Here is a 17,054-nt window from a genome sequence, read left to right as displayed (position 1 = left end):
ATTCTGAATACCACTTTTGTATAGTTTATTAATGAATATAAAAATACACCATTTAAGTGCTAAAAGTCCATTAATACAATAGATTTTTCAATAGTTGGAGGTGATTAATATGATATTAGCAATAAGTTTCTCTTTGGTTTCAATATTTCGTAGAATTTCGTTGAGCAAGAAACCATATTATTCTTTTTTTAAGCTTGGGTAAATATTTATGAAGATTTCGGGTTTGACTAGGTCTACACCTTTAAATAGGTCACCATTCAGCTAGTATCAACAAAAAAATCCTGACCTCAAATGCTGCAATGAGCATTCAAAATCAGGATTTATATACATATAAGGTATAGAAACCTTAATTATCTTCTTTTTCTGTCTTTCTTATCTCTTGCAGGTTTCTTTTTCTTTTTATCCAAACCAGAAAGGTATTTTAAAGAGATCATTTCTTGCTCGGAAAGGTATCTCCATTTACCTCTTGGAAGATCTTTCTTTGTCAAACCAGCCAAAACAGTTCTATCTAAAACTTCTACCGTGTAACCAAAATGTTCAAAAATTCTTCTTACAATTCTGTTTTTACCAGAGTGAAGCTCAATACCAATTTCTCTTCGGTCATCTTCATTAACAGATAAACCGTCGATATAAGGAGAACCATCTTCTAATTCAAACTTACGATCACGCAGTGTCATTTCGTCTTCCTCCTTTAGAGGTTGATCCAATTCCACACGGTAAATTTTCTGAGTGTTACTTGATGGGTGAGCAACTTTCGTAGCAAATTCTCCATCATTGGTAAAAAGTAATAAACCAGTGGTATTTCTATCCAAACGTCCTACTGGGTAGATACGTTCTTCACAAGCATTTTGTACCAACTGCATTACTGTTTTCCTCTCTAAAGGATCTTTTGTAGTAGTAATAAACCCTCTTGGCTTGTTCAAAAGAACATAAACGTATTGTTCTTTCTTTAGTAACTTACCATCATATTCTACTCTATCATTTGGCTGTACTTTGTAGCCCATTTCTGTCACTACTTCACCATTGATTTTCACAAGACCTTCTGCAATTAATTTATCTGCTTCTCTTCTAGAGCAAACTCCTGCATTAGATATATATTTATTTAATCGTACTTCGTTAGTTTTCTTTGTCGATGTTTCTTCCTCGTTTTCCTCTTTGACCTTTTTAGCAACAGAAATTACCTTCTTCACATCATAAACAGGTTTTTTTACTTGTTTATCAGAGGATCCGTATATCGTTTCTTTAATTTTCTGATCTTTTTTAGCTTTGAGCTTTTCTTCTAACCTTTTGTTAGGCTTTCTTCTTGGAGCTGGCTTTTCTGAGAATGTCTCTCTTTTTGGTTTTTCCTTGATGAACTTTTTAAAAGGACTCAAGTTTGATTTTCCTGAATTAGGAGTACGCTTTTTCATCTAAATAAATTAGAAATTCAACATGCTGCCAACACGGCAGTAAACTTGTCTATGGAAACCATAGATTTTGAAAAGTATCTCACAAAAACAAAAGGGTGTTCATGTCCAAGTACTTATTCAAAGCACAAAGTTCGTGAACTTTAAGGTATTCTTTAAATAATTATTGAAAACAATCTCTAAATTTTAAGATAATTCTTCAATTTTCTTTTGAATATCGATAAGAACAGCATCAGACAATGTATAAAGTTGTTTTAGTTTCACTTCAAGTGCACTCTTTTCATGATTAATTGCATCTTCCATAAAGATCAATAGCTCTTCTAATTCCTCATGTCCAAGGTAGGCTGTACTTGATTTTAGTTTATGTGCTTTCTTACCAAATTCAAGGATTGCATTGTTACTTAGCAATGCCGTCATCTCTGCGGGGTATTCCTTTAAATTCTTTTCAATCACTAAAAGAATAGAAAATAAGAATTCTTCATCTCCATCAGCGATGTCATATAGTCCGTTAAAATCTACATTTGTTAGCATGATATTATTAAGGGTCTTCGAAGTAATAAAATCTATTTTCAATCTTAAATAAGATCTAGAACAAACTTGTTTTAGATGCTCTATCCGTCACATATTTTGAGTAATCTTTCCCAAGATATAAATCAATACAATAATGTGCAACATATAATATAGGCGTCATCAGTACCGCTATTCCAAATTTGTAGATATAATTTATAATACCTACTGCAATCACTTGTTCTAAAGACCAATTCCCAAAGATATAAAAAGCCACGCCTAGCACTACAAAGCTATCCACTAACTGAGAGAATAATGTTGACCCTGTCGCACGAATCCAGATTTGCTTACTTCCTGTAAATTTTCTCAACCATTGAAAAGTATAGGCATCCAAAAACTGACCTATAAGAAAGGCCGCTAGTGAACCGATAATAATTCCTAGTCCTTGTGTAAAAATTTTATCAAATGCTTCTTCGATGTTAAAAGGGTTTCCTTGACTGTCCACATTATTCAGATCTAACCAAAATTGGGCTGGAGGCAAATCGGTAATCATTAAAATCACAAAAAAGACATAAGAGATTAAGGCAGCTGTTATAAATGAAATCTTCTTTACACCTTCTTTTCCGTAATACTCATTGATAATGTCTGTGGTAATAAAAACAACAGGCCAAATGACCACACCTGCTGTAAGGTTAAAATCCAACACAAAAGACTCCATTACTTCCAGTTGCATAGGAGCAACTCCCAGTAGGGTTTCCAAAGAGAAAATCTTAGGACCAACCATTTCTGCCACTATGGCATTTGTTATAAATATTGCACATAGACCTATATATAAGGTCTGGTATTTTTTTTCCTGTGTTTTATTATCCTTTACCTGATTCATGTTAGAAAATTGAACTGCCATAGAGTGTTTAAAGCGTTGTTAGTAGATTACTATTATGATTTAAATTACAGATTTCTTATGCTCAATTGCAAATCACTTTAACTGTATATTCTTTTTGAACTATTATCTTTGCGACTTGTTTTAAATTAAAAGTAAAATAAATGATTTCATTTTATCCTGGACCTAGTAAAATAGAACCTCTTGTAGGAGAGTATATGCAAGAAGCAATAGATAGTCAGTTGATAGAATACAACCATAGAAGTCCACAATTTATGGAGATGATGAAGTCATGTATAAAAGTGGTGAAAGAGAAACTCAACATCCCTAAAAACTATCATGTACTTTTTGCTTCGAGTGCTACGGAATGTTGGGAAATAAGTGCTCAATCTTTTGATGCTAATTTTATACATATATATAATGGTGCCTTTGGAAAGAAATGGGCTAACTATAATGAACACATCAATAAGTCGGTAACACACATTGCTTATTCACCTCAAAAAAGGATCAGTCTCAACAAAATTAAAATAGACAAAAAGCAAAAAAACATCTTTTGTCTCACAAATTGCGAAACTTCTAACACTACAAAAGTGCATTCTAAGACCATTCAAAAGCTTAGAAGTCGATTTCCAAAATCGTTGATTTTTGTAGATGCAACAAGTGCAATGTCTGGTGTCAATATTAATTGGCGCTCTGCTGACTTTTGGTACGCTTCAGTTCAAAAATGTTTTGGGCTACCTGCGGGGTTATCTGTGATGGTTTGTTCTCCAAAGTTGTTGAAAGAAATGAAACAGGAAGATTTTCATTATAATTCGTTGCATTCGATTTATCAAAACAACTTAAAATTTCAAACAACTCATACTCCTAATATTCTAAATATCTTTCTTTTGAAAAAAGTGATGGAAAATCGAGCTTTTATTTCAAAAGTATATGATCACTTAAGAAAAAGAGGAAATAGAGTAAAGAAAGAGTTAATCCGGTTAGGTTTCACACCACTGATCAGTAGCTCACAATTACAATCTGAAACTGTTATTGGTGTAAAATGCGATCCTAACGACCTTCAAAAGATTAAAGAAAAAGCACTTGAAAACGGTATTCTATTGGGGAATGGCTACGGACCTTGGAAAAATAATTCTTTTAGAATTGCTAATTTTCCCGCCCATTCAGACAATGATTTTGAACATTTGATTTCCTTTTTAAAATCACTCAAAAAAGGGGATAAATCTTAATTTTTGAAGTTTAACTTAGAAGATACTGTTAAAACAGTTAAATTTACTCATTATAAGATTTCACATAATTATTTTGTGCCATATTATGTTTAGCGTCCCAAAACACGTATAAACAATTTTTAACCGTTCTTTACAGTTTCTTTTTGTAAATAACGGATACTAATCGTAATTTCGGGCGCTGAATAAAATATGATTTGGATTATTCGCAGCATTAAATTCGTATTCAGATGGTAGATATCTTAGGATCTTTAGGCGCGACATGGACAGCGGTCTTATTCGTAGTCTTTTTCCTAGCACTAATTCAGATTTTCCGTTTTGTAATCAACAAAACAGGGTCTGATATTTTGTCAGGAAAGAAATCAGGACAAGAAGGAAGTATTCTTGTAAAAAAGTATAACGATGTAGACGTTTCAAAATATTCTACATTATTCGGTTTAATTGGTCTTTCATTATCACTTCTTTTTGTATTAGTGGCATTGGAATTCCCTTCGTATGAAGATCAAACATTAATGGACTTAGGTTCAATTGATTTTGCTGAAGAGGAAATGATGGATGTACCAGTTACACAACAACAACCACCTCCACCACCAAAAGTTACTGCTCCAGTAATCGTTGAGGTGCCAGACGAAGAGGAAATCGAGGACGAAATCGAAATCGAAATCCCTGAGGAATTTGACGAAGAAACTGTAATTGAAGAAGCAGTAGAAGTTGAAGAGGAAGAAGTAGAAGAAGCAGTTGAGGAAATCTTCGAAATCGTAGAGGACCCAGCAGGTTTCCCAGGTGGTATGGGTAAATTCTACAAGTGGGTAGGTAAAAACATGAAATACCCTTCGCAAGCTAAGCGTATGGGTGTGGAAGGTAAAGTATACATTCAGTTCGTCGTTGACAAAGACGGTACTTTAACGGACATCAAAGTTGTTCGTGGTATTGGTGCTGGTTGTGACGAAGAAGCTGTTCGCGTATTGAAGAAAGCTCCAAAATGGAAGCCTGGTAAGCAACGTGGACGTGCAGTAAAACAAAGAATGGTATTACCAATTTCATTCAAATTAGGTTAATCCAAACCTTTGATTTCAAAAGGCCGATGTTATATTTACTGTAACATCGGTTTTTTTTATGCTTTTAATTCTGACCTTTTTAAGTACAAAGTCAAATTTGTACTTAGTAGCTAATAATTTATCTAACTTTCCATGAGACAATTACAATTGTTCTTTTCTTTAATGAGTATTTCTTTACTCAGCGTTGCCCAAGAAACATCTTACACACCTGATTACCTGTTTCCGATTGAACCTGGAAAACAGAACTATTTTGCGGGTTCGATGGGTGAATTGAGAACAACACATTTTCATGGTGGTTTAGATATTAAAACAAGAGGTGTAGAAGGCCTTCCGATTTATGCCGCCGAAGATGGTTATATCATCCGAATGAGAGTTTCTCCTTTTGGCTATGGCCGCGGTTTGTATATGATGCACCCCAATGGTCAATGGACTGTCTATGGTCACCTACAACGTTTTGCCCCAAAACTAGAAGAATATATTGTCAAGAAACAATACGAAAAAGAGTCATTTGAAATTGATTTAGAAAATCTTCCTTCAAACCTATTCGTCATCAAAAAAGGTGATATCATTGGGTATTCTGGAAATTCAGGCTCTTCAGCCGGACCTCACCTCCATTTTGAAATTAGAGACCAAGAAGAAAGACCACTCAATCCCGTTGATTTCGGTTTTAGCGAAGTCATGGATAACATTCCCCCTACGGTAAGAAGCGTACGATTAAGACCCCTTGAAATTTACAGCAGAGTTGAAGGTGAATTTGCACCAATTTTGAAGTCCGTTTCCGGAAAATCTGGTTATTATCAAGCCTCTACTTTTAATGCTCTTGGAAAAGTAGGTGTAGAAATTGATACCTATGATCGTGCTGATGGTACTTATAATAAATATGGTATCAATAAAATTCAGGTTTTTGAGAATGATCAACTTATCTATGAACACATCATCAATCGTATTCCTTTCGACAAGAGTGCAAATATTAATACGTTTACAGACTACAAAGCATTTTTAGATACTAAAAGGAGATACCAAAGGCTGTACAAGTTTGACAGTAACCACTTACCAATTTACCCAGACAATTCACTCACTGGATTTATTGAAGTAAACCCCAATGAGAGTAAGAATATAAGAATTGAACTTTGGGATAGTTTTGACAATCACACTGTCACCAAATTCACTATTAAAGGGCACATCCCCACACCTAAATTTAGCAAGCAATTTGACTCCCTATCAATCGAAGAAAATATTATGAAAGTGGCAATTCCTGCCGAGAAGGGAAAATCACTTCAACTACATTTCCCACTTTGGAATCAAAAAATTCAACCTGCTTACCACAAAGGAAATGTCAATTACTATTTATGGGATCTAAGAGATGGCCTTCCATTTATGTGTTCTATTGATTCCACTCAGTTAGACACGCATTTGGAATATCAGGTTCCTCATCATTCATCATTAAAGTATTATGGTAAAAATGTCAATATTGAATTTAGAGAACATTCATTATTTGACACACTGTATCTTACGATTGAAGAGGATCAAAACCTTTTAAAAATTAATGACTACTATACACCATTACACGCTAGTGCTTTGGTACATTATGAAGTCAATGATTCTTCACTTATTGATGACAAAAACTTTGTTTTCAGAATTGATCAGAAAGGAAAGAAGCACTTTGTAGGTGGTCGATGGAATGATAATGTTATCAGTTTCAGAACCTCAAAATTGGGTAAGTTTACCATCTTACCTGAAAATACTCCTCCAAAAATTATACTTCTAAAGAAATGGAAGAGTAATCAACTACGTTTCAAAATTGAGGATGAAGATGCAGGAATCTCCTCTTATAAAGCGACCTTAAATGGGCAATTTATTCTATTAGAATATGATGCTAAGAAAGATTACATTCAGACCCGACTGTTGAATGATAAGCAACCTTTAAAAGGAAAGTTTAAAATGATCATTACAGACAGAGCTGGTAATACTTCTGTTTTTGAAAAAACGTATTAATACAAATACTATTCTGGTAATCTTGTCAATCCAATAAATGCTACTACAAAAAAGCAAATGGCACCAATTCCTGTATTGACCAAGGCAAATTGAACAAAGGCTAGCGGCAATGGTTGGGGTAAATAAATTGAAGCAATGGCAGATAACATAAATGTGATGCATCCTAGCATATTGATCCAAATACTTAGGTTTTCCCTATCGTCCCAATTGAGCTTAAAAGAGATTTCTTTAAGTAAATAAAAAGCGGAAATCAGAAATAAAATGGACCCCAACATATTGGGTGTCCATACCAATAAATCCCCTTCTAGCCAATCGAGTTTTCGAGTTGCGTCAAACGTATTGATATTAAATAATAATGTACCAAGCCATTGTGTTAGCCCTGCAATATAACCACTATTCTTTGGACGATAAGCCACCAGTTTCCATTCCTGATTCTTCTGATTTGTAGCATTTAATAACTGAAAAAATGCGGCAAAGGTAAAAGGAATAGAACCTATAAAATAAATCGCATTAAGCAATGATTCATTGGGATGAGGGAGCAAAAACGTAAAACTTGAATAAATAAAACAAGATGCTCCTACCATAAATAATATAGACATCCATAACACCATTCTTCTTGACGTAAGTGGATGTAAATGTATATGCATAATATAAGTTTTAAAGGGATATTGTAATGGAAAAAGAAAGCTCAGCTTTATTTGAGAACTGAGCTTTCAGTATAATTAATGAGCAAAACTAGAACCCGATGTCCTCATTTCTCGATCTCCCCTTGCAATAAAGTGTTCTGCTGCTTTTTGAATATCATGGATCAACATGGTGGCCATATCACTATTAAAGCCTTCTCTAACAACAACTCTCAATACAGCTACATCTTCTGTATCGGCTGGCATCGTATACGCCGGAACCAACCACCCCCTCTCTCTTAATTTACTTGAAATATCATAGACTGAGAAGTTTAATCCATCTTTCACACTAAAGGCAAAAACTGGAATTGTACTTCCATCACTCAACAACTCAAAATAGCCTAACTTTTCAACTTCGGATGAAATTTTCATGGCTATAAATTGGAGATCCTTCATGATCTGACGATAACCTTGTTTTCCCAGTCGAATAAAATTATAATATTGGCCGATGACTTGGTTTCCTGGTCGTGAAAAGTTCAAGGTAAATGTCGGCATATCTCCCCCTAGATAATTCACATGGAAAACAAGGTCTTTTGGTAAATCTGATACATCTCTCCAAACGACCCAACCAATTCCAGGGTATACTAAACCATATTTATGCCCAGAAACATTGATAGACTTCACAAGTGGCAATCTAAAATCCCATTTTAATCCAGGATGAATAAATGGTGCAACAAAACCACCACTTGCCGCATCAACATGCAATGGTGTTTCCCAACCCGTCTTTGTATTATTCTCAACCAATGCATCATGAATTTCTTCAATTGGTTCAAATTCTCCTGTAAATGTTGTTCCTAAAATTGCGACTACACCTATAGTGTTTTCATCTATTGTATTTATCACTTCATCGGCTGTAATGACATACTTTCCTTTTCTCATCGGAATGTATTTAGGTTCTACGTCCCAATAACGGCAAAATTTCTCCCACACTACCTGTACATTCGTACCTAACACAAGATTAGGTTTATCGGTAGACAGTCCCGCTTTTTCTCTTCTCTCTTTCCACTTTTTCTTAAAAGCCATTCCAGCCAACATGACTGCTTCACTAGAACCTATCGCTGAAGAACCTACTGCATTTCCGGTGTCTGGCGCGTGAAATAACTTTGAAACTATATTGATACAACGCTCCTCAATCTCTGCCGTTTGAGGGTACTCATCTTTATCAATCATGTTTTTATCGAACGTCTCAGCCATTAATTTTTCAGCCTCCGGTTCCATCCATGTCGTAACGAAAGTAGCCATATTAAGTCTAGCATTCCCATCCAGCATCAATTCATTATGAATGATATTATACGCCTGAGCGGATTCCATCTGTTCCTCCGGTAAAGAATACTTTGGAACTTGAACTTGGTTTCTGATTGATTTGACAGCATTGTGAAGGGCGTGTGGGTCGCTAATTTTCTTGTTTTTTTTCAGCATTGCGAAATATCATTTAGATATAAAGAAATAGAATAGTTTTTAAAAGAATATAGTCGTTACTTCTCAAATGCACGAGAGCGTAACGACTATAAAATTTAGGGATTTTTTTTGATAAAGCCCTATCTATGAACAACTAATGTTATTTTTAAGAAGTAGAATGAGATGATTATTCAATTAATATTTTGCAGGAATTACTTCTAACACTTCATCAATGTTAGCAAACAATAATTCGTGTTTTCCATCTAAGCCATCTTTCATCTGAAATCCGGTCTCATTGACGTTTTTAATGACACCATGATAGCTTTGTCCATTTTTCATGATTACATCTAACTCTTTTCCCACAAACGATTCTTTATTTGAAGTAATCATTTGACCATAATATCTTTTTGTACCTTTTCTCATTTTATAGTATCATTACTTTTTTCCGAAATATAAGCATCAATACAGAACAAAACTAACATCATGATACTATCCATCGACGCAGGAACACAATCCATAAGAGCTTCTTTAATTGATGAGAAGGGGAATATTATCGCTCTTCAAAAAACTCCTATTACTCCTTACCACTCCCCTCAACCAGGGTGGGCTGAACAAGATCCCGATTATTATTGGGAAAATACATGCACTACTGTCAAAAAACTTTTAGCAGAAAATGATGTCAATATTGAAGGGGTTGTTATTACAACACAAAGAGGTACGGTCATTAATGTTGATCAAGAAGGAAAACCACTCCGTCCTGCTATTGTTTGGTTAGATCAAAGAAAGGCCAAACTTGAAGATTATCCCTCTCCTTTTCTAAAATTAGCGATGAAAGGTCTTGGGATGTATGACATTATTGAACATGTTATTATGGAAAGTGAGTCCAATTGGATTCGTCAAAATCAACCTGAAATATGGAAGAACACTTACAAGTACCTTTTCTTATCCGGCTATTTTCACTTTAAACTAACCGGGTTCTACAAGGAAACAACCGGAAATATGGTAGGCTTTGTTCCTTATGACCATAAAACTCATAATTGGACAAAAGCAAATGATCAAAAGTACAATTTATTCAATATCCCAATGGATAAGCTACCGGAACTTGTCCACCCTTCAGAATGTATTGGAACGATTACAAAAGAGGCTGCAATGGAAATTGGGATTCCTGAGGGAACTCCTTTATTTGCTGGAGCCTCAGATAAAGCTTGTGAAATGCTCGGTTCAGGCGCTGATCAGCCCACTATTGGCTGTTTAAGTTTTGGAACAACCGCTACTGTCTCTACAAATATCCCCAAATACAAAGAAGTGATTCCCTTTTTCCCTTCGTACAGTAGTGCTATAAAAGGAAGTAATAATACAGAAATCATGGTGTATAGAGGTTTTTGGATGATCAGTTGGTTTAAAAAAGAATTTGGACATCAAGAAGTTTTACACGCTGAGGAAATGAATGTTGCTCCTGAATCACTTTTTGAAGATATGATCAAAGAAATACCCGCCGGGTCTATGGGCTTGACATTACAACCCTTCTGGTCTCCTGGAATTAAAAACCCCGGACGAGAAGCCAAAGGAAGCATCATTGGATTTGGGGATATCCATACCAAAGCACATATTTATAAGGCCATCTTAGAAGGAATATCTTATGCTCTCAAAAAGGGTGCTCGACAAACAGAAAAGAGAACAGGCTATAAAATGACCGAACTGAGAGTTTCTGGTGGAGGATCTCAAAGTGATGTTGCTATGCAGCTAACAGCCGATATTTTCAACCTTCCCACACACCGCCCACATACTTTTGAAACATCATCACTCGGTGCGGCCATGTTGGGTTATATTGGATTAGGAAAACACACTCTTTCTTCTGCAATTCAAGAAATGACTCGATTTGAAAAAACATTTTATCCTCAAAAAAAAGAAGTAGCGATTTATCAAAAGCTTTATGATGAAGTATATCTTAAGATGTACCCTCAATTACAGCCTATTTATAAAAAGATTCAAAAAATTACAGGCTATCCTAAAAAATGAGGTAGGAGTACATTATTTTTGAATTGGTAGTCTCACTTTTTTAACTTCGCCCTATGAGCATTAAAGTAAAAAATTTAACTAAAATATATGGAGAACAAAAAGCTGTAAATAACATTTCTTTTGAAGCTAAACCAGGAGAAATATTAGGCTTTTTGGGACCAAATGGTGCTGGAAAATCAACCACCATGAAAATTGCCACCTGTTACATTCCCCCCACAGAAGGCACTATCAACGTATGTGGCTATGATGTAGTCAATGATCCTATCGAAGTTCGAAAAAAAGTGGGTTACTTACCAGAACATAACCCTTTGTATCTAGATATGTATGTTCGTGAGTACCTTGATTTCTGTGCTTCTATCTACAAGTTAAAAGGACAAAAGAAAAAAAGTAAAATTGAAGAAATGATTGAGCTGACGGGGCTCACGCAAGAAAGAAAGAAAAAAATTGGAGCACTTTCAAAAGGTTACCGTCAGAGAGTTGGGCTTGCACAGGCACTTATTCATGATCCTGAGGTATTGATCTTAGATGAACCAACCACTGGACTTGATCCAATTCAATTAGAAGATATCAGAGCTTTAATAAAAAAGGTGAGTCAGGATAAAACAGTGATGCTGTCTACTCATATCATGCAGGAAGTTCAAATTTTGTGTGACAAAGTCGTTATTATCAGAAAAGGAGATATTGTAGCCAACGATCATGTCAACAATTTAAGACATTTAGGCTCTAAAACTATTTTGAATGTCACATTCGAAAATCCTACTGATGCTCAATTCCTAGAAAGTGTAGAAGGTGTTGAAAAGATTGAAATGTTGAATAATCAACAAGTTTTGATCTATTACCCCAACGAAATGGATTTGAGAGGCGATATTTTCAGAAAAACAGCCGAATATCAACAAGCCATCATAGAAATGAATACGCAAATTCAATCTATGGAAGAGATATTCACAAAATTAGCTCAGAAATAAAATCAAAAAAGATGATATTAATAAATAAAAAACCTAAATAAGCATATATATCGTCTTTTTTGATTTTAATAGTAATCTTTACATTATAAAAAAACAGCGACTTATTCATTTAATGTGAATAAGTCGCTGTTTTTCTTTTATCCAAGTTGATATCCTTATAAAGTTACAAGTTATTCAACTAATTCATAAAATTATAGCAATATCTTGTTAAGAATATTGATATTCTCATAATGAACAAGCAATTTTGAGATTAACATTCTAAATGTTATTCACAATTGTGTGCTGTGAGTTCATTTAGAATAGGCTTAAATTTTTAATGGAAGCATGATAAAATGCTTGAGTAATTACTTTGGCGGGTAATTGCTAAAAAAAACGGAAGATGAGACAGAAACTTTTAAGAGAAGGAGCAAATGAACTTAGTTATGAAATCCGTGGTATTGTAAAAAAAGCGGATAGTTTAAGAAAACTAGGTCAGAAAATCTATTGGGAAAATATCGGTGACCCTATTCAGAAAAATGCCGAAATGCCAACATGGATGAAAGACATCATCAGTGGATTGTTGGACGAAAATGATACTTTTGGTTATTGTCATTCCAAAGGAGTTTTAGAAACAAGAGAGTTTCTAGCTGAACGCACCAATGCTCTTCAAGGGGCTAAAATTGATGCCAATGACATTTTATTTTTCAATGGACTTGGAGATGCGATCTCAAAGTTATACCAATTCTTGTTACCCACATCAAGAATCATTGGACCCTCACCTGCTTACTCTACTCACTCTTCCGCCGAAGCCGCCCACGCCAATACGACACCATTAACTTACAAATTAGATCCAGAAAATCACTGGTACCCTGATATGGAGGACTTGTATTTACAAGTAAAATACAATCCGAATATTGTTGGTATTTTGATCATCAATCCTGATAACCCTACAGGAATGGTGTACCCTATGGAGATTTTGGAACAATTTGTAGCCATTGCCAAGGAGTTTAATTTGATTTTGATTTCTGATGAAATCTATTCAAATGTCACTTACAATGGGGCAAAAGCACATCAACTCGCAGAGTACATTGGAGACGTACCAGGGATTGCCTTAAAAGGGATTTCAAAAGAATTCCCATGGCCTGGTTCTCGTTGTGGTTGGATGGAATACTACAACAGAGAGAAAGATCAACAATTCGATGGTCTTTGTCAGACTTTAGATAATGCGAAGATGATTGAGGTTTGTTCGACAAAATTACCTCAAATGGCTATTCCTAGAATTATGCAAGATGAGCGTTATCAACCCTATAGAGATGCTGCCAATAATGCGATTGGAAGAAGGGCTGAAATCATTGCTGAATTATTAGGCGACCTTCCTCAGTTGACATTCAACAAAACTTATGGAGCATTCTATAATACTATCATTTTTAAGGATGGTGTTTTAAAAGAGGGACAATCACTGAAAGTAGATAATCCTGAAATCCAACAAATGTTGAACGAATGGACTGCTGAAGAAATGCCACATGATAAACGATTTGTTTACAATTTATTGGCTGCGAAAGGGGTCTGTGTGGTACCTATTTCATCTTTCTGTTCAGATCTTCAAGGTTTCCGAGTAACATTACTTGAAGAAAATGAAGAGCTATTACATGAAACTTTCACACACATAAGAGAGGCAGTGATCGAATATTGTCAATAATTGAAATTATTCTTTTTTGAGTAATTCCATCAACATAAAAAGGCCAAGTAATTCAAAACTACTTGGCCTTCTTTTATATTAAGCTTGTACAAAAACTGAATTAGTTTCTCAATCTTCTCTTCAAACTATTAGGAATTTTATCTCCTTTATCCACCTCACCGAAAGGCAAATTCAAACCAAATCTAACATTGGCTGTTTTTGCTTGATCCCAATTAAATCCTGCAGTTAAAAGATTGTCAGACACTACATACAATTGGAAACCTGGGAAACCGAACGATACCAATGCACCAACGTTTGCAGCACTTGATTTATTGGCCGTATAACTTAATCCTAACCCAAAGTATTTACCAAACTGTTTGTCTACTGATAAAGTAAGTGATGGGTAGTACTCTCCTTCATAAAACATCTGAGAGAATAAAACACCTGCTGTTGCACGTTCCCAAAACTCATAAGTAGAAGCTAAATTGATTACTGTTGGCAATGTAGAAGTACTTTCTACGGATAAAGTATCTGTATTTTTGAAAACAATAGAATCCGAAATCGAAGGGAATGCGTCGTCTATATTTCCATCTAATAAGGCTTTCATATCTGCACCCGTGTATACGATATTTTCTAAAGGAGCTACATAGTTACTTGCATCATCAGACCATTTGATAAATCCTAAGTTTCTTACAGACGCCTCAAAAGTCAACTCATCATTGAATTGATACACAGCACCTAAATCAACCGCAAAACCTGTATTCGACATCGAAGTCAGTGATTTCGTTAATTCATTATCATCAAGATCTACTTCAAAATCTCCCTCTTCATTCACAACTTCTCCCAAACCTCTTGATCTCAATTCAATATTTCCACCAAGGCTAAAATCCATTGCCGTATTGTCATCTTGAAGAGCGTAACCATTTACTTTAGCATTCAATTGATGTGTTCCAAATAAAACTTTCAAAGTAGCACCTAAAACAAGTTTATCATTGATTCTATAGTTACCTCCAAGACTTATATCATAAAAACCATACACGTTGGCTACCGAACTCAAATCTTGTCTTACTCCCAATTCTTGACCAGGACCTTTAAGTAAAGTATTAAAAAGTGATTTTGTATATGTTAAGTGCTCCAGAGCCTGGTAATTAACACTTAAATGGACACCCCACTTATATTTTTGATAATAAGCACCAAATACTTCAGAAGATACTGAACTCAGTTGAGAATTATTAGGTTCTAATTTGTTTAAGAACCCTTCATAATCCAGCTGGTCAACACCATTTTCTGTTGTATACACATCATTGAAGTTAAACTGATTAAAGACGTGTAGTGATGAGTTGGTAACAGGAAATGCAAAAGTAAACTTTGCCTCTGTCTGTTTGGCTGGATTATATTTTGTGGACTGTGCCACACTATTCATAAAATATAATGTATTTACCTGCTGTGCACTTGCCTGAGAAGCAAGGATAAATGTAAATAGACTAAAGAATATATATTTTAAATTTTTCATTGGATCTTGCTTAAGATTAAAAGAGGATTATTCAGATTCGAAATTAATGGTACCTTCAAGTAAAATACCCATCTCAAACCTCATTGTTTGTTCAGTAGTAATTTGAACAGGGTCTGGTGTGTCCGTTGTAGAATCTGCATCTGCAGATAATTCAAAAGAAATATCTACGTAACCTGCATTTAAAATCGCTCTTACTTGATCCTCACTTAGATTGGTTTCAAGGTAATTTGTAGAAGATCCAGTGACAATACCTTCAGTTGTAGTCGGAGCCGCTTTAATCAACTTATTTTCATTGTTACCTCCATTGATAAAAATCTCTGAAGTCACTCGGCCATTTTCACTTTCTTTTGTTGTCAACTTTAACGTTCCACCAATTGGCAAACCGTTGGTTACCTCTGATCTCAAAATGGCAGAAGTGATAGCTTCAATTTCACTGTTGAAATCAAAATCTGCATCTGCACCACTTTCATAAACCATATTCGTAAACCCTAAATACAATGGTATTGTGGCACTGAAATAAGCTTTTACTTCCGCTCCTTTTGCAAATAAAACCTCATCTCCAGGTTGTAAGTCATAACTTGCTTCACCTGCATAAGAAAGTTTAATCGGTCTGATATTTAATAATTCTGCTGTTTGACAAGCAAAAACATTGGTTACTTCAATCTGATCAAAGTCAGTGGCTGCTTGCACGTCAATAGCTTGAGAACATGAATTTCCTTCAATTGCTGAAGCTGAATCTAGGTTAAAACTTAAAGGAGCTGTCTCTCCAGAAATATTTTCACCATAAATACCTCCATTCTTTCCTAAATCAATTTTAATTCCTGCTCCAATTGGATTGTTAAATCTAAATTGTACCGTAGGTGATTTAAAATTAATTTGAGCTTCTTCAGGGAAAATATCTGATAAGTAATCAGTATCGATTTCTTCATTCGGTATATCAAGAGATGCCGTAAGTGCACTTCCAAAAAGTAACTTCACACGGTCAGCTGTATTTGTAGGTGTCAATTCAATCCCTGAAATAAAACCTGTTGGATTACCACCTCCGTCTTCAATTGAAATCGATAAGGTAGGTGTACTATTGACCAAGTCCAAGGCAACATTACTTAAAGGCAAGGTAATGAATGTAGTTTGTGTGGTGTTGACAGTTTCAGTTACTGTAATCGTATTTGTATTTTGAGCTGTTTCAACACCTGTCATCGATAATGTGATCACATCACCAATGCTTGCTCTGTATTCTACCTGTAAGCCTCCTCTTTCAAATCTTAAATAAGAGATTGCAACATCATCTTGAATATCATTGGCCAACGGAATACAATAACTTGCACCATTACAGTTACCTGTCGCGTCTGCTGTAAAGCCAACACTGATGGGTGTCAAAAATGGAATTTCGGTTGGGATTGGATTTGGGAAGTTGATACTGAAAAAGTCATCTTCACTAGCACTACCAAAAGCTTGTACTAGATCGTTGGTTGATGCAATATCAAATGAGTCTTCAAAAGCGAAAAATATATCACCTGTTACGGGATCTGTTTGTAAATCTTCTAAATCTTCTTCAGACAGAAGATCTCTAAAGCCAATTTCACTATCACTATTAATTAGAGGGATACCAATTTTGTAACCTTCTAGTGGTGGTACTTCAAGTTCACCAATTTCTGGGCCACACGATGTAAAGAACATAGGTACTGCCAAAGCCAGTAACCCTGATCGACTAAAGAGTTTTTTATTAAGCATTTTCAAAAAGTTATAG

The 17,054-nt window shown here is 35.1% G+C and carries 14 protein-coding genes; 6 read left to right on the top strand and 8 right to left on the bottom strand.

The features are described 5' to 3' along the window. Positions 1–350 precede the first annotated feature (350 nt). The 3 genes from IC221_RS03405 to IC221_RS03395 form a co-directional block, all read right to left on the bottom strand. A complete protein-coding gene (locus tag IC221_RS03405; protein ID WP_188167615.1) occupies positions 351–1,409 on the bottom strand; it encodes a pseudouridine synthase in 1,059 nt (352 codons plus the stop codon). Between the two features lie 183 nt (positions 1,410–1,592). Then, entirely contained in the window at positions 1,593–1,937 is a 345-nt protein-coding gene (locus IC221_RS03400) for a hypothetical protein (RefSeq protein ID WP_188167614.1), read from the bottom strand. Positions 1,938–1,992: 55 nt separating this feature from the next. Beyond that, positions 1,993–2,796 (bottom strand): queuosine precursor transporter, encoded by an 804-nt coding sequence (locus IC221_RS03395; RefSeq protein WP_188167613.1) that lies wholly within the window; start codon positions 2,794–2,796, stop codon positions 1,993–1,995. Positions 2,797–2,957: 161 nt separating this feature from the next. Between IC221_RS03395 and IC221_RS03390 the strand changes: the two genes are divergently transcribed. The 3 genes from IC221_RS03390 to IC221_RS03380 all read left to right on the top strand — a co-directional run bounded on the left by IC221_RS03390 (position 2,958) and on the right by IC221_RS03380 (position 7,072). Continuing rightward, on the top strand, positions 2,958–4,022 hold the full coding sequence (locus IC221_RS03390; RefSeq protein WP_188167612.1) for an aminotransferase class V-fold PLP-dependent enzyme: 1,065 nt from the start codon (positions 2,958–2,960) through the stop codon (positions 4,020–4,022). A 227-nt stretch (positions 4,023–4,249) separates the two neighbouring features. Continuing rightward, a complete protein-coding gene (locus IC221_RS03385; RefSeq protein WP_082026495.1) occupies positions 4,250–5,077 on the top strand; it encodes an energy transducer TonB in 828 nt (275 codons plus the stop codon). A gap of 132 nt (positions 5,078–5,209) precedes the next feature. Further along, positions 5,210–7,072 carry a M23 family metallopeptidase gene (locus IC221_RS03380; RefSeq protein WP_188167611.1) on the top strand — a complete coding sequence of 621 codons (1,863 nt, stop codon included), beginning with the start codon at positions 5,210–5,212 and terminating at the stop codon, positions 7,070–7,072. A gap of 8 nt (positions 7,073–7,080) precedes the next feature. Here IC221_RS03380 and IC221_RS03375 read toward each other — a convergent pair whose 3' ends face one another. The 3 genes from IC221_RS03375 to IC221_RS03365 all read right to left on the bottom strand — a co-directional run bounded on the left by IC221_RS03375 (position 7,081) and on the right by IC221_RS03365 (position 9,576). Then, entirely contained in the window at positions 7,081–7,719 is a 639-nt protein-coding gene (locus tag IC221_RS03375; protein WP_188167610.1) for a hypothetical protein, read from the bottom strand. A 75-nt stretch (positions 7,720–7,794) separates the two neighbouring features. Next, positions 7,795–9,174 carry a glutamate decarboxylase gene (locus IC221_RS03370; protein ID WP_188167609.1) on the bottom strand — a complete coding sequence of 460 codons (1,380 nt, stop codon included), beginning with the start codon at positions 9,172–9,174 and terminating at the stop codon, positions 7,795–7,797. A 174-nt stretch (positions 9,175–9,348) separates the two neighbouring features. Continuing rightward, positions 9,349–9,576, bottom strand: coding sequence for a hypothetical protein (locus IC221_RS03365; protein WP_188167608.1), 228 nt, complete (start codon positions 9,574–9,576; stop codon positions 9,349–9,351). A 60-nt stretch (positions 9,577–9,636) separates the two neighbouring features. Between IC221_RS03365 and IC221_RS03360 the strand changes: the two genes are divergently transcribed. From IC221_RS03360 to IC221_RS03350, 3 genes are all read left to right on the top strand, one after another. After that, on the top strand, positions 9,637–11,172 hold the full coding sequence (locus IC221_RS03360; protein ID WP_188167607.1) for an FGGY-family carbohydrate kinase: 1,536 nt from the start codon (positions 9,637–9,639) through the stop codon (positions 11,170–11,172). Positions 11,173–11,225: 53 nt separating this feature from the next. Further along, on the top strand, positions 11,226–12,137 hold the full coding sequence (gldA, locus tag IC221_RS03355) for a gliding motility-associated ABC transporter ATP-binding subunit GldA (RefSeq protein ID WP_044205021.1): 912 nt from the start codon (positions 11,226–11,228) through the stop codon (positions 12,135–12,137). 379 nt (positions 12,138–12,516) lie between these two features. Beyond that, complete coding sequence (locus tag IC221_RS03350) at positions 12,517–13,815, top strand: pyridoxal phosphate-dependent aminotransferase (RefSeq protein WP_188167606.1); 1,299 nt, start codon at positions 12,517–12,519, stop codon at positions 13,813–13,815. A gap of 100 nt (positions 13,816–13,915) precedes the next feature. Here the strand turns inward: IC221_RS03350 and IC221_RS03345 are convergent, their stop codons facing one another. Both IC221_RS03345 and IC221_RS03340 read right to left on the bottom strand, forming a co-directional pair. Continuing rightward, the gene (locus IC221_RS03345; RefSeq protein WP_188167605.1) at positions 13,916–15,307 is read right to left on the bottom strand and encodes a DUF5723 family protein; all 1,392 of its coding nucleotides are present in this window, start codon (positions 15,305–15,307) and stop codon (positions 13,916–13,918) included. 27 nt (positions 15,308–15,334) lie between these two features. Continuing rightward, positions 15,335–17,038, bottom strand: coding sequence for a hypothetical protein (locus IC221_RS03340; protein ID WP_188167604.1), 1,704 nt, complete (start codon positions 17,036–17,038; stop codon positions 15,335–15,337). Positions 17,039–17,054: the final 16 nt, after the last annotated feature.

Source organism: Flammeovirga sp. EKP202 (assembly GCF_014534745.1).
Lineage (GTDB): Bacteria > Bacteroidota > Bacteroidia > Cytophagales > Flammeovirgaceae > Flammeovirga.
This window is presented reverse-complemented; position numbering and strand designations above follow the sequence as displayed.